This is a genomic window from Streptococcus parasanguinis, assembly GCF_015556095.1.
In the GTDB taxonomy this organism is placed as follows: Bacteria; Bacillota; Bacilli; order Lactobacillales; family Streptococcaceae; genus Streptococcus; species Streptococcus parasanguinis_Q.
Window position 1 is genome coordinate 448,130 of record NZ_JADNLT010000001.1, and the last position, 25,154, is coordinate 473,283.

The 25,154-nt window shown below is 37.6% G+C and carries 19 protein-coding genes; 7 read left to right on the forward strand and 12 right to left on the reverse strand.

Translation table 11 applies throughout. From position 1 onward, the window contains the following. The first annotated feature begins 436 nt into the window (after positions 1–436). The 7 genes from I2E70_RS02295 to xerS all read left to right on the forward strand — a co-directional run bounded on the left by I2E70_RS02295 (position 437) and on the right by xerS (position 11,872). A complete protein-coding gene (locus tag I2E70_RS02295) occupies positions 437–1,639 on the forward strand; it encodes an Abi family protein (RefSeq protein WP_003007328.1) in 1,203 nt (400 codons plus the stop codon). Between the two features lie 1,111 nt (positions 1,640–2,750). Next, positions 2,751–4,010 (forward strand): site-specific integrase, encoded by a 1,260-nt coding sequence (locus I2E70_RS02300; RefSeq protein ID WP_003007331.1) that lies wholly within the window; start codon positions 2,751–2,753, stop codon positions 4,008–4,010. 12 nt (positions 4,011–4,022) lie between these two features. Then, positions 4,023–5,876, forward strand: a complete 1,854-nt coding sequence (locus tag I2E70_RS02305; protein ID WP_004252851.1) for a hypothetical protein — start codon at positions 4,023–4,025, stop codon at positions 5,874–5,876. Further along, a complete protein-coding gene (locus I2E70_RS02310) occupies positions 5,873–7,534 on the forward strand; it encodes a hypothetical protein (RefSeq protein ID WP_004252853.1) in 1,662 nt (553 codons plus the stop codon). Before I2E70_RS02305 ends, I2E70_RS02310 begins: the two co-directional genes overlap by 4 nt. Further along, positions 7,527–8,252, forward strand: coding sequence for a hypothetical protein (locus I2E70_RS02315; protein WP_003007349.1), 726 nt, complete (start codon positions 7,527–7,529; stop codon positions 8,250–8,252). The genes I2E70_RS02310 and I2E70_RS02315 overlap by 8 nt, the downstream gene beginning before the upstream one ends. A gap of 9 nt (positions 8,253–8,261) precedes the next feature. Then, a complete protein-coding gene (locus I2E70_RS02320; RefSeq protein ID WP_004252854.1) occupies positions 8,262–10,538 on the forward strand; it encodes a zinc-ribbon domain-containing protein in 2,277 nt (758 codons plus the stop codon). Between the two features lie 263 nt (positions 10,539–10,801). Then, entirely contained in the window at positions 10,802–11,872 is a 1,071-nt protein-coding gene (gene xerS / locus I2E70_RS02325) for a tyrosine recombinase XerS (RefSeq protein ID WP_049483475.1), read from the forward strand. Between the two features lie 88 nt (positions 11,873–11,960). Here the strand turns inward: xerS and I2E70_RS02330 are convergent, their stop codons facing one another. From I2E70_RS02330 to I2E70_RS02385, 12 genes are all read right to left on the reverse strand, one after another. After that, positions 11,961–12,602 (reverse strand): hypothetical protein, encoded by a 642-nt coding sequence (locus tag I2E70_RS02330; RefSeq protein WP_195423236.1) that lies wholly within the window; start codon positions 12,600–12,602, stop codon positions 11,961–11,963. A gap of 109 nt (positions 12,603–12,711) precedes the next feature. Further along, a complete protein-coding gene (locus tag I2E70_RS02335) occupies positions 12,712–13,701 on the reverse strand; it encodes a lipoate--protein ligase (RefSeq protein ID WP_195423238.1) in 990 nt (329 codons plus the stop codon). Positions 13,702–13,930: 229 nt separating this feature from the next. Next, on the reverse strand, positions 13,931–15,637 hold the full coding sequence (gene lpdA / locus I2E70_RS02340; protein ID WP_195423240.1) for a dihydrolipoyl dehydrogenase: 1,707 nt from the start codon (positions 15,635–15,637) through the stop codon (positions 13,931–13,933). 41 nt (positions 15,638–15,678) lie between these two features. Further along, a complete protein-coding gene (locus tag I2E70_RS02345) occupies positions 15,679–16,722 on the reverse strand; it encodes a dihydrolipoamide acetyltransferase (protein ID WP_070665775.1) in 1,044 nt (347 codons plus the stop codon). Positions 16,723–17,146: 424 nt separating this feature from the next. Continuing rightward, the gene (locus I2E70_RS02350) at positions 17,147–18,139 is read right to left on the reverse strand and encodes an alpha-ketoacid dehydrogenase subunit beta (protein ID WP_070588982.1); all 993 of its coding nucleotides are present in this window, start codon (positions 18,137–18,139) and stop codon (positions 17,147–17,149) included. Positions 18,140–18,155: 16 nt separating this feature from the next. Then, on the reverse strand, positions 18,156–19,124 hold the full coding sequence (locus I2E70_RS02355) for a thiamine pyrophosphate-dependent dehydrogenase E1 component subunit alpha (protein WP_070589718.1): 969 nt from the start codon (positions 19,122–19,124) through the stop codon (positions 18,156–18,158). Between the two features lie 219 nt (positions 19,125–19,343). Continuing rightward, entirely contained in the window at positions 19,344–20,510 is a 1,167-nt protein-coding gene (locus tag I2E70_RS02360; protein WP_195423242.1) for an ATP-grasp domain-containing protein, read from the reverse strand. 21 nt (positions 20,511–20,531) lie between these two features. Then, complete coding sequence (locus I2E70_RS02365; protein ID WP_195423244.1) at positions 20,532–21,272, reverse strand: esterase family protein; 741 nt, start codon at positions 21,270–21,272, stop codon at positions 20,532–20,534. A gap of 38 nt (positions 21,273–21,310) precedes the next feature. Next, a complete protein-coding gene (locus I2E70_RS02370; RefSeq protein ID WP_195423246.1) occupies positions 21,311–22,138 on the reverse strand; it encodes an alpha/beta hydrolase in 828 nt (275 codons plus the stop codon). A 93-nt stretch (positions 22,139–22,231) separates the two neighbouring features. Then, a complete protein-coding gene (gene trmFO / locus I2E70_RS02375; RefSeq protein ID WP_070659230.1) occupies positions 22,232–23,566 on the reverse strand; it encodes a methylenetetrahydrofolate--tRNA-(uracil(54)-C(5))-methyltransferase (FADH(2)-oxidizing) TrmFO in 1,335 nt (444 codons plus the stop codon). Between the two features lie 154 nt (positions 23,567–23,720). Further along, positions 23,721–24,425: a DUF3307 domain-containing protein gene (locus I2E70_RS02380; protein WP_195423247.1), complete on the reverse strand. Its 705-nt coding sequence runs from the start codon at positions 24,423–24,425 to the stop codon at positions 23,721–23,723. After that, a complete protein-coding gene (locus I2E70_RS02385) occupies positions 24,409–25,086 on the reverse strand; it encodes a SatD family protein (protein WP_195423249.1) in 678 nt (225 codons plus the stop codon). The genes I2E70_RS02380 and I2E70_RS02385 overlap by 17 nt, the downstream gene beginning before the upstream one ends. Positions 25,087–25,154 lie beyond the last annotated feature (68 nt).

Here is a 25,154-nt window from a genome sequence, read left to right on the forward strand (position 1 = left end):
ACGATTATTTGTAATTTATAAAATCTATGATGAGAGGTACGTGATTAGAGGTATCAAGTAATTTTTATTTTGCTAGAGCAAGCAACAAATCTTCTTCATAAGGACTATGCTAAGCAGATGTATCAGATACTAGATTTAGATAAATTTGAATGAGTTATGATGAATCAACTTCTAGACCACATCAGCATTTAAGAGGATAGGAAAATTAGAGTACCCTTCACAGAGGGAACTGAGGTACAGTTATAGAAAAAGAAAGGCTGTAATAACAGCTGGAAAACATTTTCGTTACAGCCTAATTTGCGTTTTTGTGGTATACTGAAATTGTTGAATGACTTTGAAAGTAAACAAGAAAAATAACTATTAAGGCTTTTATATTTGATAGTTATATTTTCGAAAATATAATATAATCAAAGATATTGCAGATGGATAATAAAATATGACTAGAGAAAAAGCGTTTAAAACTATTGAAGAGCAGATTTTGATTCAACGGGGCAGGAATTTGAAGATTACCGATGAGCCAGGGATGGTAAGTTTTATTCAGCAGAAAAATTATTTTAATTCTATAAATGGTTTTGAAACTATTTTTTTGGAGACCTCTAACCCTAAAAAATATATGAAAAGAGTCTCTTTTAAAGATTTTGAGAGAATATACACATTAGATAGAAATATAGCTAAGTACCTATTTCAAGAAATCGAAAAGATTGAGGTTGAACTGAAGTCGAGAATTGCATACGAATTTTCAAAAGTTCATTGCAATAATGGTATTGCTTCTAACTTAAAGTATTTAGATATCAATTGTTATGTGCTACCGATAGCACACAATCGAAATTCTTTTACAGAGTATTTTTATACTCATGGAGATAATAAAAAAACGCATTCTTTTTTTAGAGTGCATACTATTTCTGCCAAGATTAAAGATGTAATGTTTACAGGTAAAATTAGTACCTCTCATACTCGTAACGGAGATGTATATTACAACCTAGAAGGTGATTTTGATGGAATAGTTGATGACCTTAAAATAAATCAATATCGAGGGAGATTTTCAATAAAAGCTTCTAATACTCCTAGTAATATTTCTTCATTAAACGGTTCTATGAATGTGACGATTCAAATTAATAACATAGAGGGAAGATTTTTTGAATTATCTTATTCAGACTTCTGTAAAATTAAATATCCATATATTTCTAGCTATAAAAATCCTCCGCTTTGGGTTATTATTGATACACTAATGTTGAATGACTTGCTGGTTTTATTCCAAGGATTAGACATTGCTATACAAAATAAAATTATGAGTGAGATGGGATTTGATTCCTCTATTAGTGGGAGTCGAGAAAAATTCATTAACGCTTGTGAAATACTGCGTGAGTTGAGAAACCAATTGGCACACTTTGGTCTCATAACCAGATATAGGACGGGAAATAGTATTCTAATCAATAGACTTTTTATCTCTGATTTGTTACTTACTCCTAAAAGGAATAATAGAGTTTTAAAGTTTTATCAAGGTTTAAAAATTTTAAATTCTTTTAATAGATTCTCTCTTAAAAGGATTGATCGAGCTATTCAATCATATTATTTAAAAAATATGTTACTATTGAAGTTTGATATTAATAAAAATTTTTTTAATAGAATTGGCAAGTAAGTGTTGCAAAAAGTTGCTGGTTATGATAGAATAATATAGTTATATTTTAGTGCCACGACGGCGTGAAATCCTTGAAAGAGGTTTTCAAAAAGTCATAAGGGGGAAGGTTAATAAACTTTCCTCCTTATTTTATTTATTTAGATAAGTTGAAAATAGTGTTGAAGATGTTTGATTTCTGAAGTACCTTGAATTGTATAGAGTTTACATGCAGTTTAGAATTTCTGATTTATTATCCAGAGGATAGAACCGCTTATTGAAGATATTTTAGAAAGTTAGTCATTACCAAAGTTAATATTTATTTCTACAGTATAATTCTAAAATCACTTTTTTTCTCTTTCGTCTATTAGTATAGAAAAAAGCTAACACTACATGTGGAGTGTGTGAGTTTGTTAGTGAAACGAAATTAATCCTCAAAAGGTTTCCCAAAACTTTTGAGTCCCACAGACGCATCATGAGGAGAAATCATGAGGGATATTATCAGTTGAATAAGTAAGAGTATAATCTACATCTCCAAAGTAGGAGTGGCTAGTTCCAGCAGAAAGACCTTCATAGGTTTTATAACTGAATAGATCGACTTACTTTGTTGTCGAATTTTTCCTGTTCTTCAAGTAATTCTGAGGAATAGACGACAACTTTAAAATCAAATAAGCTAAAAACGCTCTAAAATCATTAAATTGATATTAAAGTGTTTTTTATTGTCAAAATATACAATTGAAAAAATTTCCAGCTTTTTTAAAATCACTATCTCAGATGACAATTTAATCAAAATATGATATAATACAGAAAAAGTAAAAATAACAAAAGTAACTTACCAAAGTAAAAGAAAAAAAGTATATAGATAGCCACGGCGGATATTCCTTTCATCGTTTAGAAGGAGTTGCTGTGGTTATCGTTGTTGCTGAGCTAGTTAATTGCTCTTATTACTTAGATGAAGTTACTTTTATTATTGAATTAATTTAAATAATAATAACGATCAATGAAAGTACTCATCGATATTTCCTTTTTGCAGTTTAGAGCTCAAAGGAGAACAGTACTGATTTGGTCGTTTTTTTGCGTATTGACATCCTAAAAGCCAGTCAGAACCTTCAGTCATGATAAACAAGGAGAATTAATGAAATTTGTAGTTTATAAACATTCGCTGGTTTTAGGTGATAACAACATCGTGACAAAGCAATTGATTGCACTCAAACATGATGATGGCACATTACAATTCACTGATTTTCATAGATATGTAAAATCTGCCACAAAGATTAAATCTATTTCAGACGATGGAAACAAACGATTTTCATACGTTGTTAAATTTTTGAATTTTATATACGGAACAGTTGGGGTTAACAATCTTGATCAACTAACTTTAGAAATGGTCAAGGAGTTTTTTATGCTTTATGGTTTAGGACAACTTCCAGAAGATAGAAAAAATAGAAAGAAAAGTACAGTCGAAAAATGTGTAAATGCAGTTCTTGATTTTTTAACTCTATACTTGAATGAACGAAAAGGAAAGGTTAAATTGAAGCCAAAAGACCTTTATTCTATCAATACGTTTACCAATAGACGAGGCAGAGTCATCAAAAGAAAAGAGCTGAATTTTGAGATATTTGTTGATGATAGCAACACACAGAAGTCAATTTTTAGAGATATGCCAAACAGCGCCTTTGAAATGCTCTTCGCTCACATTGCTCAATGTCACAAGGATTTACTTATGGCTGTTGCCTTGGGAGCATTTGTTGGTTTAAGACCATCAGAAGCTTGTAATGTAAGACGTGAAGATAGCCCTTTGGGGGCAGGTATCATATTTCACCAAAGTGATAATCAAGTATTTAAAATTGAGGTTGATCTGCGAAAAGAAATGCCCCTTAGAAGCGATTTAAAGTCAACTGGACGAATTAAAAAGGAAAGACTTCAAGCTGTACCTTATATCTTCTTAGAGGTCTTTTTAGACACCTACAATGACTATATGAGCTACCTAGAAGGTAAAAGGTATGAGAAAGATTATGGTCCATTAAGCCTTAACAAGCAAGGGAAAGCATTGTCATACGATGTGTACTATCAACGATTTCGTAAGATTATTCGCGAAGAAATGATTCCAATATTTCTTAAATCTGATGACCCAGAGGTTGTCTTTTTTGGTCAACTCTTGCAAGAAAATAATATTTCACCCCATATCTTTAGGCACTGGTACACCACACAATTGGTTTTGTCAGGTGTTAATGAAGTTAGTGAACTGATGTCTGCTAGAGGAGACAATTCACCAGAAAGTGCTTGGGTTTATTTACAAAATAAAGGAGAAATTGCAAAACAATATGGTCAGGTTAATAATGGTGTTTTTGAATATATGAACTGGCAAGCAGAAAAATTGTTTGGAGAAGATTAAAAGGAGTAGCTATTGGTAGTAGATTTAAAAAATTATCTTGAAAGAATATTAGTCGAGTTAGGTGCTGCTACAATAAAACACCGTGAGAAAGTCAGTGGATTCTTACTAGACAATGAATGGTTTGGTGTGTCTATAAATCTTGATGATTATACTATTTCTGAAAAAGATGCTGAAGTTCTTAAAAATCACATCAAAGACTATCTAACAACACCTCCTGGAATTAAGAGTATGGAAGGAATCTTTTCAAAAAAATTTCCTTCTACAAGTGAATTATTCGTACAATTTGCTGAAGAAGAAAAGCTGAGTGAAACAAATCGTTTCTATCTACTTGATTTTTTAGCATACTACTTAACAAAGGATTTGTTTCTATATAGTGATGCTGAAGTAGAGACCTTAGTAGAAGTAGCAACAGAAGTTCTTACGAAGTCACAAGGCAATATCCTCATTCAATTTATTAAATGGCTACTCAATAAAGGCGTTACTCGTTATCGAGTAAGTTTTGAAATGACAAAGCGTTACACGATTGAGAGTGCAAATGGAGCGTATGAATTAGATGAATACCTTGAATTAATGTACTACCTATTCAACGAAAACTACATCATAAAAAATGATATGTTGTGTAAAGCAGCAAATTCAAAAAACTATGCAGATACATGGTTGTATCTAGGGTTACATTTTATTTGCGCACTAAGATCAACAGACTTAGAAAGATTAGGACATCCTAAATTAACAAGAGAACCATTAGAAGTTTTAGAAGCAGTAGTAGATGGAACTTGGAGTAGTAGTGAAGCTAGAAGGACTTTACTAAGTATTACAACAAGATTGACTTATTTAAACTTAACACCTAATAAAACCAAAAACGCTTCTAATGTTGCTCAGTTAAAGTTTCATGTCCCAGAAAGTTGTCAGGTTCTTATTGGAACGTTATTGGCTATCTGTGAGGCACATTTCCAACTTCAAATACCATACAATGCAGAAAATCCATTGATCAGACAAATTAAAACTTATGAAAAGATTACTAGTTATATGGGAGAGGAAATCGGAAATTTATTTTTAGAGCGTAACTTTAGTAGTCGTTCTGCAAACAAGTCCTACTTACAATCTGTCGCAATGTTAGCAGATGATGTTCTTGAAGAAAAGTCAGAACTGAATATTAAAGGTTATTTTCTAGCAGCATTAGCTCGTAGCCATAAAGGGGATTTTAATGAATTTGCACAAACCACAACAACGTATCTAAAAGATGCCCAACTCGGACAACTAAAACCTGAAATGGTTGCAAAAGAGCTATTTGAACGAGGCGTATTATCCATGATTCCGTCTATGCTCTTGACCATTGTAACTAGAGGAAAGTATAAAAAATTAAGTCCAAGCCAACAAACTCAAATGATTAAAAGTTTAGATTTAACGCCAATTGAAATTGAAAAAACGTTGGAATTGAGTATTAGGGCTGATTCACGTTCGCAACAAGCATTAAAAACTCTAGTTGAAAATAATGTTGATCCTGAACAATTACTGACGATCTGTCATCGAATTGGTAACGGAGAAGCTTTTTCTAAGCAAGGAGAGAGTATGTGTCTTTTATCTGCACTAGGGAAACTATGTCCCTATGATGACCGTCAGCATTGCGTCGGCTGTCAGTATGAATTACAAACAAAATCTACCTTGCTTTTGTTAATTGGTGAGTTTAATCGACTCAATAAACAATATCAAAAATTAAAGAATGAACTTGAACGAGGAAAGGTTCGAGCCATTCTTGAGAAGCAGATTAAACCATGTCTTACAGAAATGTTGCAAGCTTTATCAGAACAGTATGGCGAAGCTGTATTGTCTGATTATGAGGATATTATTAAGGAGTTAGTCAGTTGAATAATCAATCAAAATTATTTCGTAAAGTAAATGAAATTATCCTGTTTGATGACAATATGATTGAGAGCGCAAAAGAATGTTTTCAAGACTATGTTGAAAAAGGGATTATTCTAACCACCAATTTTGAAGAAAATAAATGGGAAACGACTAATGAATATTCTAACGTTAGCTTCATTTTTAACTTGAATAAATTCCAATATAAAAGGTTTTATGAACAAGTATTTCAATTATCTTTTGATGATTTTGTTACCTACTTAAAGAGTTTTATAGTGCTATCTATGGAACATCATGTTTTAATCACTCTCCAAGCCTTTTTAAGAGATATAAAGAAATTAGTCAGAGAACTAAAAGTGAACGAAGCCTTCTCATTAGCAAATATGAAGATTTCCAACCCCTCAGTATGTATAGATTTTCTTTCTACACTACCATGTTTAGAGAGTAACGAATTAACCCAACTGATTGAGCAACTAGATGAACTTTTAAATGTTAGTTATCAACTGAACACTAAAAAACAGCGAAAGTTAGCCCAATTTCAATCCTATTTTTTATTTAATGATATTTTAAACGACTATTGGGTTAAATCATTATTAGATGAGGAAAGATTGTTTTACTACCCTCTTTACTTATGGTGGCAAATAACAGCAGTAGTACCACTTAGACCAAGGGAGTTTTTGCTCACTCAGAGAAATTGTCTCACAGAAAAAGACGGAAAATATTACTTAACTCTCAGACGAAATAACTTAAAAGGAAAAGACAAGGGAGTATCCCATAAAATTTCAGAGGATTATTATTTAACAACTTACGAAGTACCATTTAAGCTTGCGAGTGAGATTTTAAATTATTTAGAGCTAACCAAAGACTTATCATCTACACAGTTAGATACCCTATTTGTGACAGACTCTCATTATCGGAAATGGAAACGTATTGCTAGTACTAAAAACCGTTTCTTGACGTACAGTAACTTAAATACAATTTTAAAATATTTCTTTAATGAGATTGTATCTCAACAGTATGGGTATTTTGTCCATCATATCAATTCCCCAAATCAATTAGACGATCATGAGATTAATTTCATTCATATTGGAGATACTAGACACATTGCAATGATCAATTTGATAGCAGAAGGAGCTAGTCCAGTAACAGCAATGCTCTTAGCTGGACATGATAGTATCACAACATCTTCACATTATTTTTCAAATCTGAGTCAGTTTATTGAATGTAGGAGCTATCAGCTTTATCGTAAATTAACAAACTCTCAAACGTCTTACGCTATAAGTAAAACTCAACATAAATACACCATTAATAAAAACTATGTTCCTCTTGATAATAAGGGCAGATGTTATTCACCTCGATTTGCGGAAGGTGATTATTCAGACTGTCTTAAAGTCATTAGCTCACATGCAGAGCTTGGTGCTTGTACTAGTTGTCCATTTTACAGAAAAGCTGGAAAAGATTATTTCTCTATGGATAAATCCTTTAAGAAATCAATCGACGAGGAAGCTTTAATTGTAGATGAGGCTATAAAAAGAGTTCGACAAGGAAAGGGGAATATAGAAGATATTGGTGAGGCATTATTAAAACTTAAAACAGTTAGTCATTCTTATCAAGAATATCTAACTGAAAAACATTTATCCTTACAGGAGTTCTCAAATGGCTAGAAAGAAGTATATTGATAATCAAGAATTGCTATTATTATTTGAACATTATTTACTGGAACATTGTTCGAATAATCCTAGACTATTCAAAATTCCACAGTTTGGAAATTACCTTAGAAGCAACGGATTTCCGCAGGTTGCAGACACAACGATTAGAAGAAACAAAGAATTTAGACAAGCCCTTAATGATAGATTGGAACTATTTGAAGACGACACTTATCAAACAGTTATAACGTATAAAACTCTAGATGTAGAACGTTTCTTAATGACCAATAGAACCCCTAAAGCAATCAAATCAGCATTGATGGAACTTAACAATTATTATAAAAGAGTTGTTGATGCAGCAATAGAATATAAGGAAGAAGCCAGTAAGCTCAAAACAAGAGTTTCAGAGTTGAAAAATGAGGTAGCACAACTTAATGAAAAGAATGCTGAAATAAAGGAGCAGACAGCGTTAAACAAAGAATTATTAGAGGAAAACAAAAAGTTAAGGAATCTTCTTAAAACTAGTTTGTATCCTGATATTGCGAATGAATTGTTAAAAGAAGAGGGCTTGTTAAAATCTGATCAGCAACTAGTAACTAAGAAGTATCTTAGTGAGAATGTTATTACTTCAGACACAAAAATATCTTTTGAAAAACATACTCATACTGAAAAGCAAACAAGCAAAAGTAAGATTTTGGAAATAAAAGACTTACTGGATAACAAGACTAAGTATTAGGAGGAGAAAATGTCAGACTTAATCACTGATTTTCCAGCCTTATTGAACTATTGGGACTTTGACAAGAATATCAAAATAGATGTAGAAAAAATAACAATTACCAGTAAAAAACACATTAACTGGAAATGTCCTACCTGTTCTTATGAATGGAAAGCAAGTACATCAAAATCTTATAAGAATATTCAAAATCATTCAAAAATCTGTCCTGTATGTGAGCTTGGAAAAGTGTTCATAAAAGGGGAAAACTCTATATCTGCAAGGATTCCTAACTTTCTAAGGTACATAAACTTTCATTATGAAAATATAGAAACCATTCAGGAAGAGATTGATAATTTATCTTTTTCTTCAAAGAGGTTATTTCACTTCAAATGTCCTACCTGTCATGTTGGTTGGAAAGATGTAGCAAACACTTCTAAATTAATCAATAAACATAATCAAGAGCTTGTTCATGTCGGATGTAATGAAAGTACACATTTTGTACCTTACACTAAAGCATACCCTAATCTTCGGAAAATTTATCTTCCAGGGGAGCAAAACGATGTAGAGTTTAATGATCTGAAGTTAAGTGACAATGTTACAATCCCTAGAAATTGGAAATGCGACAAATGTGACCATATCTTTAAGTTGTCTATTGATCAGCTAATTTCAAGAATCAAAAGATATAGTTTCTATTGTACTAACTGTAAAGCTACATTCGATACCTCAATTAAAGTGAAAGCGAACCCCCTATTACATACAGATAGAAATCTTTTTAAGCAATTTATTCCAACTCATGTAAAAAGTAATATGATTGATAGTTTATCCAACATCTTAGTAAGATGGCAGTGTTTTAAATGTCATGGTCAATATGAATGTAGTGTTGTCAAAAGGCATCTTGAAGGCTGCCCTTATTGTGATAATAAATTGATGTTAAAAGGATATAATACTTTACAAGAAACTCATCCTTATTTAGAGAAATTTTGGGATAAAAGTAATGATAAACCTATTTCTGAATACTGGTATAAGTCTTCTAAATGCATAAATTGGAAATGCCCTTGCTGCAAAGTCAGTTTTTATTGTAGTCCAATTGAAATGATTTTAAGAACCGACTTAGAGAATAGTAATTTTCAAACTTGTCCTAATCGTTGTGATTGGGATACACTTGTTTTTAACAATGATATACTCTATAATTTCCCAAAATTACAGGAAGAATGGAGCGATAAAAATGGATTGCCTGTTCATTTAGCATTGAGCCACATTGAAACAAAAAAATATTGGTGGAAGTGTTCTGTTTGTCAAGGTGAATACCTTTGTTCAATTCCAATAAGAAAAGAAGTAATAGATAGCTGTCCATATTGTAATGATGAACAAGCATTAAAAGGTTATAATACAATTGCAGATACTTATCCTGAGTTGTGTGACCTTTGGAGTAGCAAGAATGTAGAAAAACCTGATGAGGTGACGAAATCGTCAGAAACCGAGAATAAAATATTTAATTGGATTTGTGATTGTTGTGATTTAGAATTTCAGGAGAGATTAGGGATTGTTCTAGGTGTGTTTACAAACAATAATTCTAATAGTCTCAATTCTATATGTCCTTACTGTAATAAAAAAATTCCTAAACCAAATGAAACACTAAGCTATGTTAAACCGTACTTAAACAATGAATGGGTAAAAGAACTGAATGGTGATATTGATACCTTCTTTTATGATTCAAATGCTTTAACCAATTGGATTTGTCGAAAATGTCACAGAAGTTTTAAAGCAAAAATTTCTGATCGCCACAAAAACGACCAATGTTGTCCATATTGTTCTTTTAAGAAGACTGCAAAAGGTTATAATGATCTTGAAACAACACATCCTTGGTTAATTAAAGAATGGTCATCATTAAATAAACAAGAAATGTCTTCAGTAAGGGCAAATTCAACATATAATGCATGGTGGAAATGCCCTGTATGTACTGGAGAATATCAGAAAGTTATTAAAGAAAAATTTTACAGAGAAAATTCTTGTCCATACTGTAGAAATCAAAAAGTATTAAAAGGATTTAACGATTTAGCAACAACGCAACAAAGTCTAATGAATGAGTGGGATTATCTAAATAACTCCTTGATAGTAAGTCCAACTGAAATTACAGAGTTGAGTATTCTGCCTGTATGGTGGATATGTCAAGAAAATCTTAATCACCGTTACAAAATTCAAGTAAAAGAAAGAATGGCATACAAAAAACGCAATAAAAGGTCGTGTTCCATTTGCAAAGGCCACAGAAGAAAGCAAGAACACTTTGTACAGTTTGAAAAAATATAGATAAATAAAAACACTCTAAATTTCATTAAATTGATATTAGAGTGTTTTTTTATTGTCAAAATGTACATTTGAAAATTTTTTAGTTTTCACTTAAATAAAGTACATAATTGAGTATAATTGGCTTAAAAAATTTTTTTGGTTATGCTAGTGAAACAAAACAGTCCTATATAAACCCTATAACATCTTTCCGAAAAACTATAATTTTCTTGAAAAATACATCTGGCTATGTTATACTACTAGTATAGAAAGATTTGGAGAAAAAGATGAAACGCGAGATCTTATTAGAACGGATTGATAAACTCAAACAAGTCATGCCCTGGTATGTATTGGAATATTATCAATCGAAACTGGCCGTTCCCTACAGTTTTACGACCTTGTACGAATACTTAAAGGAATACGATCGATTTTTCACCTGGGTTTTGGAATCTGGGATATCGGATGCTGACACCATAGCCGAGATCCCTTTAGACGTTCTGGAGCATATGACCAAGAAAGATATGGAATCCTTTATTCTTTACTTACGTGAACGTCCTCTGCTCAATGCCAATACAACGAAAAACGGGGTTTCCCAAACAACGATTAACCGTACCCTTTCTGCACTGTCTAGTCTTTATAAGTATTTGACTGAGGAGGTTGAAAATGAGCAAGGGGAACCTTATTTCTACCGTAATGTCATGAAGAAGGTTGCTACCAAGAAAAAGAAAGAAACCTTGGCTGCTCGAGCTGAGAATATCAAACAAAAGCTCTTTTTAGGCGATGAAACAGAAGGTTTTCTTAACTATATCGACCAGGAGTACCCTCAAACACTCTCCAATCGCGCCTTATCCTCCTTTAATAAGAATAAAGAGCGAGATTTAGCCATTATCGCACTCCTTCTTGCCTCTGGTGTCCGTCTCTCTGAAGCCGTTAACCTAGATCTTCGTGACCTCAATCTTAAGATGATGGTCATTGACGTCACCCGAAAAGGTGGAAAACGTGACTCGGTCAATGTTGCTGCCTTTGCGAAGCCTTATCTGGAGCAATATCTTGCTATAAGAGACAAACGTTACAAGACAGAAAAAACTGATACAGCCCTCTTTCTGACCTTGTATCGAGGTGTTCCAAATCGGATTGATGCTTCTAGCGTTGAAAAGATGGTGGCCAAGTATTCAGAAGACTTCAAAGTTCGCGTGACACCCCACAAGCTTCGCCATACATTAGCAACGCGTCTCTATGATGCAACCAAATCACAGGTTTTGGTTAGCCATCAGCTGGGACATGCTAGCACACAAGTTACCGACTTGTATACGCATATCGTTAATGATGAACAGAAAAATGCCTTGGATAGTTTGTGATATTACATAACGTAAATTATGTAAATGATTTTTGTGTTAGAAAAAGAGCGTAGATTTTTATATGGAATCTTACGATCTTTTATTCTTTCTATAAAAATTCAATCCAATAATTACGGTGTGGCTCAATAATGACTGGTTTTCCCCAAAATGATTTTAGATAAGCCAGATTTGCTGGGGTGACCGGTCTTTTTTCACCATTATACTTTTCTGCACTTTCTTCCGTTAAAAAGCATTTCACTGCTTCATATGGTGTTCCGTCACTTGCTATTCGATCAATACCCATATAAGCAATTTCATCACCTGCTTTTGGAAAATCTGTAAATAGTTTACCAATAAAATAAACCGTCTTATCTTTCATTAATTCATAAGCCTTACTATTTTCCAGTCTGTTATTCGCTGCAGCGTACATAATACAAAAACTATCCACGATATCTTTCAAAGGCATTAATTCTTCTTTGCTAACGATAATTTCGTCAGGAGCAAGACCTCCAATGATTAAGTTTTCATAATGAGGTTGCTGGATGACGTTATCTAAAGCCATTCCTAATGGTAGTTGGACAGCTTGATAGCCTAATGGTTCTAGCTCCTGCTTTTTCTGGTCAACATGTTCTTGTGTAATACTGACATACAAATCATAAGGACTTGAAGATTGTTGCTTTCTAAAAAAAGCCACTACTATACGATCTAACTGTTCAAATAGACCAAGATTTTCCACTGGAACTTTCATCATCGAATATGATCCCCTTTTTTGTTCAGATTTCCTCTATATTGTACACTCATGGTTTTCGAATATCAAGTTTAAGATAAAAGATATCCATGTTAAATGGATATCTTTTACTTTATTCCACCACTGCTTCAGCAATTTCTTCTGCAGTGATACCTGCGAAGTAACGACCTAGGTTAATGGTTTGAAGGGCTTTAAGAACGTCTTCGCGTTCGTATTTGACACCACGAAGGACATCTTCTACTGCTGCAACATCTTCGATACCGAAAAAGTCACCGTAAATCTTGATGTCTTGGATTTTGGATTCAATGACATTTGCGAAGATTTCAACCTTACCGCTTGGGAATTTGGTGCCACGACGGACATTGTATTCAGGGGACTTCCCATAGTTCCAATCCCAGCTACCGAACTTGGTTTCCTTAATACGATTGATTTCAGCCAATTCTTCATCCGAGAAGACATATTCTGTCATCTCAGGGTATTCTTTCTTCATGTAGTCCAAAAGTAGGTCACGGAACTCTTCAACCGTGATTTTTTCTGGCAACTCATCGATGATATTGGTCACACGAGCACGGACTGATTTAACCCCTTTTGATTCAAACTTATCTTTAGACACTTTAAGTGCGTTAGCTAGGACTGACAAATCCACGTCAAAGAGAAGACAACCATGGTGCATGATCCGGCCATTGATATAGGCTTGGGCATTCCCACAGAATTTCTTACCGTCGATCTCTAAGTCGTTACGGCCTGTAAATTCAGCTTTAACACCAAGTTCAGCTAAAGTATTGATAACTGGAGTAGAGAAGCTCTTGAAGTCAAAGGCCTTGTTTTCATCTTCTTTAGAGATGATTGTATAGTTAAGGTTGTTCAAATCATGGTAAACAGCTCCACCACCACTGATTCGACGGACTACTTCAATTCCATTTTCGCGTACATAGTCACGATTGATCTCTTCAATGGTATTTTGGTGACGACCTACAATGATCGATGGTTTGTTAATCCAGAGAAGGAAGATTTGATCCTCATCCAATAGATGCTTAAAAGCATACTCTTCTAAAGCAATATTAAAAGCAGTATCATTTGAATAATTAATAATGTATTTCATAGTAATTCCAAAAAATTCGTTTTATAAATCCTACTCTTAGCAGGATGAGCATTAGACAGAAATAGTTGAATTTCACTTAATTTTTTGAAGTAGTAAAAAGAAATGTAACGAGTTATCGTTACATTTCTCGGAAAAATTGAGACAAGTGGCTCAATTTTTAGGCATGGAACTCTATGAGAGGTCGCTGCCGTCCGTACTACTTAAAGAAAATTTAGTTGAAAGAATAATATTATTTCTTCTTAGGTGAGTGAACTGCCAAGCCAAGTACATCCGCAAAAGCTTCGTACATTACCTCTGAGAAGGTTGGGTGACCATGAATGGTCTTAAGCATTTCTTCTACAGTGATTTCCATCTCAATGATAGTTGAAGCTTCGTTGATCAATTCAGCTGCTGCTGGACCAATGATGTGAACCCCAAGAACTTCACCGTATTTTTTTTCTGCAATGACTTTAACAAATCCTTGAGCCGCATCTGATGCAATGGCACGTCCGTTTGCGGCAAAATTGAATTTACCAATTTGGACATCATATTTCTCACGAGCTTGTTCTTCTGTCAAACCAACAGCCGCAACTTCTGGAAGTGTGTAGATAGCTGCAGGAGTTAAGTTCAATTTGGCAACAGCGTGGTTTCCTTTAAGGGCATTTTCAGCCGCTACTTCACCCATACGGAAGGCGGCGTGGGCCAACATCTTCGTACCATTGATATCACCTGGCGCATAGATACCTGGAACAGATGTTTCCATGTATTCATTGACCTTGATACGACCACGGTCTAATTCAAATTCTACTTCTCCAATTCCTTCAAGATCTGGAACACGACCGATTGAAAGAAGAGCTTTGTTTGCGATGATATCGTCTTTGCCTTCAACCTTGATACGGAGTTTGCCATCTTCTTCAATGATTTCTTGCAGTTTCGTATCAGTCAAGATGGTCATTCCCTTACGTTCAAGGATCAAACGAAGGTTCTTAGAAACTTCCGCATCCATGGCTGGCACGATGCGATCCATCATTTCGATGACCGTAACCTTAGAACCAAAAGTCATGAAGGCTTGACCAAGTTCGATCCCGACAACCCCACCACCGATGATCACAAGGCTTTCTGGTACTTCGTTCATTTCAAGGATGTCGTCACTTGTCATGACAAGGGATGATTCCATTCCTGGAACGTTAATCTTGCTGACTTTTGAACCACCAGCAAGGATGATTTTCTTGGTTTCAAGCAATTCAGAACCATTTACCAAGACATTCTTATCTTTCGTAATGGTACCGATACCCTTGTGAACATCCACTCCGTAGCTGCGAAGAAGACCCGCAACACCACCAACCAAGGTATTTACGACCTTGGTCTTGGTTTCAAGAACCTTGTCCATGTCCACTGAGAAGTTTGGATTTTCAATGATAATACCACGGTTGGCTGCATGTCCGATATTTTCGATAATTTCAGCGTTGTGGAGGTAAGTCTTAGTTGGGATACATCCGCGGTTCAAGCACGTTCCACCAAGTTCAGATTTCTCAACAAGAGCAACCTTACCACCTAATTGAGCTGCCTTAATGGCAGATACGTAACCAGCAGGGCCCCCACCGATCACTACGATATCATAAGCATCATCACTCTTATTGTCATCGTTTGAAGCACTTGCTGCAGCTGGTGCTGGGCTCGCTTCTGGTGCTGCTGCTCCAGCTGTAGGGATATTTTCCCCTTCTTCACCAAGGTAACCGATTACTTCTGTTACAGGAACAGTTTCTCCGTCCCCTTTCAAGATAGCGATCAAGTAACCGTCTTCTTCTGCTTCCAATTCCATGCTGACTTTGTCTGTCATGATTTCAAGGAGCACTTCTCCTTCTTTTACAAATTCGCCGACTTTTTTATTCCACTGAACGATTTGTCCTTCGGTCATATCTACGCCGGCTTTTGGCATAATTACTTCTAAGGCCATTTTATTTCCCTCTTTTTCTTGTCTCTATTCTCTCTCGTTGATTAGACCAACATTGAAATCGGGTCTTCAATCAAGGCTTTCAAGTCTTTCATGAATTTGGCACCAGCCATACCATCGACAACGCGGTGGTCAATGGTCAAGCCCAAGCTCATGATTGGACGAATGACGATTTCACCATTCACAACCACTGGTTTTTCAACAGTTGCACTAACTCCAAGAATGGCAGAGTTTGGTTGGTTGATAATCGGTCCAAATGATTGAACGCCAAACATTCCTAAGTTACTGATGGTAAAGGTTGAGTTTTGCAATTCACTTGGAGCAAGTTTACCATCCAAGGTACGTCCGATAACGTCCTTGAAGGCTACCACCAACTCTGATAAAGTCATCTTTTCTGCGTTATAGACAACCGGTGTCATCAGCCCATTGTCCATCCCAACCGCCATAGCCAAGTTGACATAGTTGTGAGTGATGATGGTTTTGCCATCTTCTGTCAATGACGCATTGATGTATGGGTGTTTCATCAAGGTCTTAACCACTGCTAGAGAAAGCAAATCTGTTACAGTGACTTTCTTGCCAGTGGCTTCCATGATTGGATCCAATACCTTCTTACGAAGGGCCAACATTTGAGACATATCAACGTCATAGTTCAAAGTAAAGGTTGGTGCTGTCAAGTAAGATTCCACCATCCGTTGAGCGATCACCTTCCGCATTGGTGTCATCGGAATCCGCTCGATCTCACCATAAGGTGTCACATTATCTGGAGCTTCCTCCACCTTCTCGATTTCAGCAGGTGACTTAATGGTCTCATTCTCAATATTTTCAGGAAGGAAAGCAAGGACGTCCTTCTTCATGATCTTGCCACGATGACCAGTTCCTTGAATCTCTTGCCAAGCAATATTGTGTTCTAAAGCAATTCGTTTTGCAAGTGGTGAAATGCGAACCACATTTGTGTCTTTATAGGTTTCCACGTCTTCTTTGTGGACACGACCGTTTGCGCCTGAACCAGAAACATCATAGAGGTTGATCCCTAGATCATCCGCTAATTTTCTAGCCGCAGGAGTCGCTCTTAGCTTATCATCAGCCATGACCTCTCCTATTCTATTACAAGATATTAAGGACGTAGAGGACAAAGAAAAAATAGAAGATTGACGCTGTGTTCCATGAACACGAGGAAATCTATCTTTTTTTCACAGTCCTCCGTCCGGATTCAGTTACAAGATACTAAGGGCGTCAAAAGTCAAAGTGAAAATAGGAAACTTGACGAAGAAACTTTAGTTTCTAGGAAAGTTAATCTTTTTCACCCAGACTTTAGCCCGAGTTCAATTCTACAAGCAACTTGGATATAACACGTATATCAAGTTGCTACGGTTGCCGCTATCAGGCTGTCAACCTAGTAGACTTACTAATTCATTCGTCGAATAGAATCGATTCGACTCTCTCATGTCGCATTTTATCTATTTCAAAATGAAAGATAAAACCACGAATATATTACATAATTTATGTTATGTATTATTCTTTATTGTACGTTTTACGAATAGCATCTTTGATGCTTTCAACTGTTGGAATCATTGCATTTTCAAGGTTTTGTGCGTAAGGCATTGGCACATCTTCCCCCGCACAACGGCGGATTGGTGCATCCAAGTAATCAAATGCTTCTGATTCAGAAATAATAGCTGAAATTTCACCAATATAGCCACTTGTTTTGTGGGCATCATTGACAAGGACTACTTTTCCTGTCTTCTTGACAGAATTAATGATGATCTCTTTATCAAGTGGAACCAAGGTACGTGGGTCTACTACTTCTACTGAGATCCCTTCTTCTGCTAATTCTTCAGCAGCTTGCATCACGCGACGAAGCATTTTTCCGTAGGTTACGACAGTGATGTCAGTTCCTTCACGTTTGATTTCTCCGACACCAAGTGGAATCGTGTAGTCTGGATCAACTGGCACTTCCCCTTTTTGGTTGAATTCTGATTTATATTCAAGAATGATAACGGGGTTGTTGTCGCGAATAGAAGACTTAAGCAGTCCCTTCATATCCGCTGGCGTACCAGGAGCAACAACTTTCAAACCAGGAATATGAGTAAACCATGATTCTAACGATTGGGAGTGTTGGGCTGCAGAACCAACTCCATTCCCAGCAGCACAGCGAATAGTCATCGGCACTTGACCTTTACCACCAAACATGTAGCGAGTTTTAGCAGCTTGGTTGACAATAGCATCCATGGCAATCACTGAGAAATCCATGAAGGTCATATCAACGATTGGGCGAAGTCCGGTCATGGCTGCACCAGCTGCTGCTCCTGAAATCGCAGCCTCAGAAATCGGACAGTCACGAACACGTTCTGGACCGAATTCCTCCAGCATCCCTACAGAAGTACCGAAGTCTCCACCGAACACTCCGACATCTTCTCCCATCAACAATACATTTTCGTCGCGACGCATTTCCTCAGACATAGCAAGGATAATGGTATCGCGGAAAGACATTAATTTAGTTTCCATAATTCTCTACTCCCCCTTAGTCTGCGTAAATATCTTCGAAAGCTGATTCGAGTGGAGGGAATGGGCTTTCTTCCGCAAATTTCACTGAAGCTTCAACTGCTTCTTTTACTTCTTCTTGGATCTGATCCAATTCTTCTGCGCTCGCAATCTCATTTTCAAGGAGATACTTGCGAAGGTTTTCGATTGGATCTTTCTTCTTCCACTCTTCGACTTCTTCACGGGTCCGGTATTTACCAGGGTCTGAAGATGAGTGACCAAGCCAACGATAGGTGACACTCTCGATCAAGACAGGGCCTTTACCAGAGCGGACGTGATCGACTGCCTTCTTAAATCCTTCATAGACATCAATAACGTTGTTCCCATCAGGAATAAACATTCCAGGAATGCCATAAGCAGCACTACGCTCATGAATATGCTGGACATTGGTCATTTTCTTAATGTCAGCAGAGATTCCATAACCGTTATTGATACAGTAGAAAATAACTGGGAGGTTCCAGATGGAAGCCATATTGACCGCTTCGTGGAAGACACCTTCATTGGTTGCACCATCGCCAAAGAAGCAGACGACAATCTTACCAGTCTTTTTCATTTGTTGAGTAAGGGCAGCACCTACTGCAATTCCCATACCACCACCGACGATCCCGTTAGCACCAAGGTTACCGGCATCGAGGTCAGCGATATGCATGGAGCCGCCTTTCCCCTTACAAGTACCCGTATATTTCCCAAGTATCTCAGCCATCATGCCATTTAAATCGATTCCTTTAGCAATGGCTTGTCCGTGTCCACGGTGGTTAGATGTCAGCAAATCATCGTCGTTTAAAGCCAGCATAGCTCCAACGTTAGCCGCTTCTTCCCCAACAGAAAAGTGCGTCATTCCTGGCACTTTCCCTTTTTTTACTAACTGTGCAATTTTTAAGTCCATGCGACGGATTTCTTCCATTTTACGGAACATTTCCAATAAGAGACTTTTATCTAATGTTGCCATCATTTCGCCTTTCTTAGCATTTATTCATTCTCTTTCATTCTAGCCAAAAATGAAAGCACTGTCAAAAATAATGCTCATATGATTTCACAAACTTTATTCCTTGGAGGGAGGTTTTATACGCTTTTTAAAATCCAAATACAATTTTTCACAATCTTTTCTCTTCTTCCTTTGCTATACATATAAAAAAACCGATAGGATCCTATCCTACCGGTCATCATCTTATGATTGGCGTTGGCCAAAGTCATGAATCATTTGTTCCAATTCTTCACGACTAGGTGTTGTAAGCATATAGAGGTAATCTCCCTGAAGTTCCGCAAAGGCCACTGGCATGTCTTTCTTGACACGGAATTGATCATGGTATTTAGCCAAAACTTCTTCCTCTGACAGAGCATAAGCTGCATTGGCACGACGAGAAGTTGCCAAGCAATATAGGGGCTCAAACTCGGAAGCTGGGAAAGGTTCCCCTGCTACGATGGCAGCATAGCCACGGTACAAATCAATCGAGTGAGCATAGTTGTAGACGTCGATGGTAAAGCCACCTGCAGGGCGATTATTGTACTCGATCGCAATATAGTCATCCCCATCGCGGAAGAACTCAATGTGGAAGAAACGTTCCTTCATGCCAAAGGCTTTGACAATGGCTTCCCCGTATTGACGCAATTTTGGATCCATCTCTTTAAGAACATAATAAGAGTTATCCATCTTGTAGAGCATCAAATCGAGTGGCGTATAAGCATAGTCAAATGTAGTGGAGAAGACAATGTTGCCATCACGATCGACCAGACCATCAAAGGTACAAATCTCGCTAGAAGTGACGAATTTCTCAAAGAAGTACTCGGTATGGCCATCCCATTCTGCCTTGAAATGGTCCACATCTTCTGCTGTTTCGATCTTGAAAGTCGCTGCTGCTCCTACCCCATTGTCGGGCTTAGCAATCAATGGTAACCCAATCTTCTTCACGGCCTTATCAATGTCTTTTTCTGTTTTAACCACAGCACCCGGAACGACTGGGACTCCAGCCTTCTTGAAGAGTTTCTTCATTTCAGATTTGAACTTGGTTTTCTTCAGATCTTTTGGCTTAGCCCCGAAGACATTGAATTGCTCCCGAAGCGCTGCATCCAATTCCAACCAGTATTCATTATGAGACTCAATGCGATCGATTGGTCCATGCTTGTAAAAGAGAAAGGCTACTGCACGCTTCACTTCGTCCAGATTTTCCAAATTTTCAACTCGGAAATACTCTGTTAAACTGTTGCGCAAAGGCTCATCTAACTGTTCATATGGCTCTTGACCAATTCCCAAGACAGTGATCCCTTTATTAGCCAATTCAATTGTAAATTGTTGGAAGTTTTGTGGGTAATATGGTGAAATAACGATATAATTCATTGAGGTCTCCTCCCTTTTTACTTAAAGATGCATTTGGCCTAGGAAGTATGGCATTTGTTTGCGCCACCATTCCCAATCGTGGGCAACATCATGTCCCCATTCAGCGAACCATGCAGGAATATTTTTGTGATCAAAGGCTTCTTTCAGTTTGTAGAAAGATGGAAGTCCATCTTGTTCCCAAGCTCCTAAACCAGTACAAATAACGATTTCGGCCTGACGGTAACGATCGATAAACCAGCCATCATTTTGGTTCCAAATATAATCAGATGGCGAGTTTTGATAAATGGCTTCATCGCCTCCAAAGTCACCAACAAAGAAACGAGCATCATAGACACCACTCAAGGCAATCACTTTGTTGAAGACATCTGGATGTTGCAAGAAGAAATTGAGCGCGTGGTAGGCTCCCATTGAGCAACCAGTTGTCATCATCGGATCAAACCAGCCTGTTTTGTGTTTGATAAATGGAATGGCTTCTTCAATCACATAGCGTTCATAAGCTCGGTGCATTTCTGCTCGATCGTGAGGATTCTTCCAATTACAAAGCCAGCTATCACTATCCACACTAGAAAGGGTAAAGAATTGAACCCGTCCTTCTTCGATAAACTGAGCACAAGCATCAATCATACCAAAGTCATAGTACTCGTTATGGCTTCCACCTGATGAAGCGAAGACCACAACAGGAATACCAGCATGTCCATAGCGGTTCAGATACATTTCACGGTTGAGTTGGCCACTCCAGTGGCTTAAATGTTCAATATTCATAAGTTTCCTCTTTCCTTTATTTCTTTATTTACAGTCTATTAATCCCAATTTTCTGCCAAAAAACGAAGGCATTCTGGTAAATGTTCAGCCCAAGCTTCTTCATGGTGAATAGCACCGGATTGAATCCGAATGGCAATATTTTCTAAAGCAACTCCTTGTTGGATAACGTCGTGATAATAACGAAGGGATGAATCAATATAGGCTTGCTTGATATTTCCCGCCATCAGCGTTTTATCTGTATCATCCGCCTCTTCAGTACCTACATAGATGTAGATCCGTTGGTCTGCATATAATTTTTTGCGTTCGATATAATGATTGAAGGCATCTTGGTGTAGCCAGTTAGCAGATGAAAAGACACCTAAACAACCAATTTGATCTTGGTACTCTAAGCCCAAGAATTGGGTAATATTCCCACCCAAGGAAGATCCAATCATGGCCGTATGTTCTCGATCAGCAAGAGTCCGGTATTCTTGGTCGATAAAAGGTTTCACCACCTCCATGACAAATTCGCCGTACTCAACTCCCTTGCCACCAAATTGCATGCCAGGAATATTGGATTCCTTGTACTTCCAGGCAGAGTATTCATTCATGCGTTGGAAACCATCATTATCGATCGCAACAACAATCATGCGACTAATATCTGGATTCCGCTTAATGGCTGGAATGACTTTCCAGGAATGACCCGCATAAGCTTCCTTGCTGTACAAAACGTTTTGCCCATCGTGGAAATAAACCACAGGGTAACGTCTATCTGTATCCGTTTCATAATTCTTAGGTAATAAGACTCGCACACGACGGAGTTTTCCGGTATAAGGCACTTTCAACTCGTGTATCTTCATATCTAAATAAAAATAGGATTTGTTCATTGTCAGAAAACTCTCTATATTCTAAATTTTATTCATTATACCATTTTTAGAAGAAAAAGTCTGGATTTTCTCCAAACTTTTTTCTTTCTTGGGTTATTTTTCCATAAACTGAGCCAAATCTTGTAAAGAACGTTCGGCAATTTTCTCATACCGTTCCTTTTTATCCCGAATGCGTGGGCCTTCTAGCTCCTTGATAATCCCGAAGTTGACATTCATGGGTTGGAAATGCTTGCTGTCAGCATGGGTGATATAGTGAGCCAGGCTTCCGATGGCTGTTGTTTCAGGGAAAATCGCTGCTTCTTCTCCTTTGAAAAGGCGAGCTGCATTGATCCCAGCTACCAAACCTGAGGCCGCTGACTCAACATAGCCTTCTACCCCTGTCATTTGACCTGCAAAGAAGAGATTAGCTTGTTTCTTAGAACGGTAGGTTTGTTCCAGTAGATTTGGAGAATCCATGTAGGAATTGCGGTGCATGACGCCGTATCTGACAAACTCCGCATGTTCCAAACCTGGAATCATTTGGAAGACCCGTTTTTGTTCGCCCCATTTAAGGTGGGTTTGGAAGCCAACGATATTGTAAAGGCTGGCAGCCGCATTGTCTTGGCGTAACTGAACGACTGCGTAAGGTGTCTTAAACTCCCCATCACGAGGTCCCTTGTAGTCATCCGGATATTCTAGACCAACTGGTTTCATAGGACCATAGAGCATGGTTTTGATGCCTCGCTTGGCCATGACTTCAATTGGCATACAGCCTTCGAAATACTTTTCTTTTTCAAAAGAGTTGAGCGGAGCTTCTTCTGCATTGACCAAGGCCTCGTGGAAATCCATAAATTCTTGTTTGGTCATTGGGCAGTTGAGATACGCTGCTTCTCCCTTGTCATAGCGTGACTTGAGATAGACCTTGTTCATATCGACAGTATTGACATCGATGATTGGAGCTGCTGCATCATAGAAATAGAAACCATCGCCACCATTAAGGGCATGGATCTTTTCTGCCAAGGCATCGCTGGTTAGAGGCCCCGTTGCGACCACTGTGATGGCATCTGTCGGCAATTCCGTAATTTCATCACGAATGACTTCAATGAGAGGGTGTTGGGACACCTTCTCCGTCACCCGGCTAGCAAAACCTTCTCGGTCCACAGCAAGTGCTCCACCGGCTGGTACACGAGTCGCTTCCGCTGCTTCAAGGATGACAGAACCCAGACGGCGCATTTCTTCTTTGAGGAGCCCGACAGCATTGGTGAGAGAATCCCCACGAAGAGAGTTGGAACAAACTAGCTCAGCAAAGTTGTCTGTTTTATGTTGCGGAGTTGATTTGACGCCACGCATTTCGTAAAGCTTGACCGGAATTCCCTGTTGGGCAATCTGGTAAGCTGCTTCCGAGCCTGCAAGGCCCGCACCGATCACATTGATATAAGATTGAGACATGACACTAATACCTCTTTGGGTATCAAAACACCTCACTGAACTGTTAGACACCCACAAATCTTTCTAATTTTCTACTTGGTCCATTATACCAAAAAGCCAAGTAAAAAGACAGGGAAGCTTTTCCTTCCTGTCTTAGACTTTACTATTTATTTTCTTATAGACACAACCAAGCTGCTAAGAGGGCAGATAGGATACTGAACAAGGACCCGATCAAGTAATACTCCGCAAAGGCTGGATTCTCCGAAATTTTATTATAGCGGGCAATGGATTTGGCTGTAAATACTAGGCCGATAGAAGCAAATTGCCCATAGACCAGACAGGCACCAATCACCAAACGCTCTAAAAAGCCAATCATAGAACCAGCCCCAGTGATCGTATCCATTTTCTTCTTGCTGGTGGGTTGATACTTGGTAAACAGAATTTTAAAGGCAATATTGCTCGGTTTCCCAACTAGGAGGACATAAAAGATTAGATTTAAAGTGTCCAGAGGCAGATAGGTCGAACCATTCTTCGCTCCCATAAGGACCAGACAAGTCAAGATGCTAATATGCAAGATTTGATCCAAGGCAAAAGTCCAGGCGGTTGGTAATTTCAATTGCTTCTGCACGATCGGTTTTAAGAAATCTATTCCAGCATGAGTTAGTAAAATGACCAAGCAAATCCACCACAAGTCTAAATGAAAGAGCGAAACAATGAACAAAGGCAAAGCCACATACAGAATGTGAAGTCCGAGCACCTTCTTATCCTGATCCTTGCGATCCGCCATCTTCTGACTTTGAAAATAATAATCCGATAACAAATGACAAATCAACAAGAGGATCAAATATGGATTCGTTACGATACTAGACAATCCGCTCATGGGCCTCTCCTTTCTCTAAGCTTTGAATACTAGCTAGTGCTGCTGCTCGTCCCCGTAAATAAACCCGAATACTGCTACTCTTTAAACGTTTGGACAGGGCACTTGGGTTAATGGCCAACGATTGGGCCAAATCTTGCTGACTAAAGGTTTCACTATAGACAGATCTCTTTAGCAGATTGAGCAGGATCTCTTCTTGACTCTCTCTCCAGCCCGAACGTATGGCCTCTCCAGAAGCGATGAGCGCATTCACCACTAAGTCCTGGTTGTCATTACCTCTCAAAAAATAGATCTGGGTATTGCCATAATCATTTTTCTGATGGACCAGATTAATGGCTGCGCGTGCATTCCAATAGGCTGGTCCATCTGCACCGATACTTTGCAGAGGATCAATATCCGTTACAATCTCCCCGAGGCCAATGCCGAAACGAAGTTGAGTCGGTTTTAGTTCTGAACGCAAGGTATCGATAATTTGAAAAACGGGAGCCTCTACTTTCAAAAGCGCCTGAAACTCATCGCCCAAAGTTAAGGTAAAAGCCGATGCTAGGCAGTCTTTAAAAAGCTCATTGATCTTTTGAAGCGTTTTTTCTAACTGTTTTTGCAGGTCAAAACGTTCTTGTACGATTTTGGAATCAATCACATCTGCAATCAAGGCAAGATACATAAGCCCACCTCCTTATGTCTATTATAACGAAAAAAACACAAAATGTCTATTGTAACAGACATTTATAA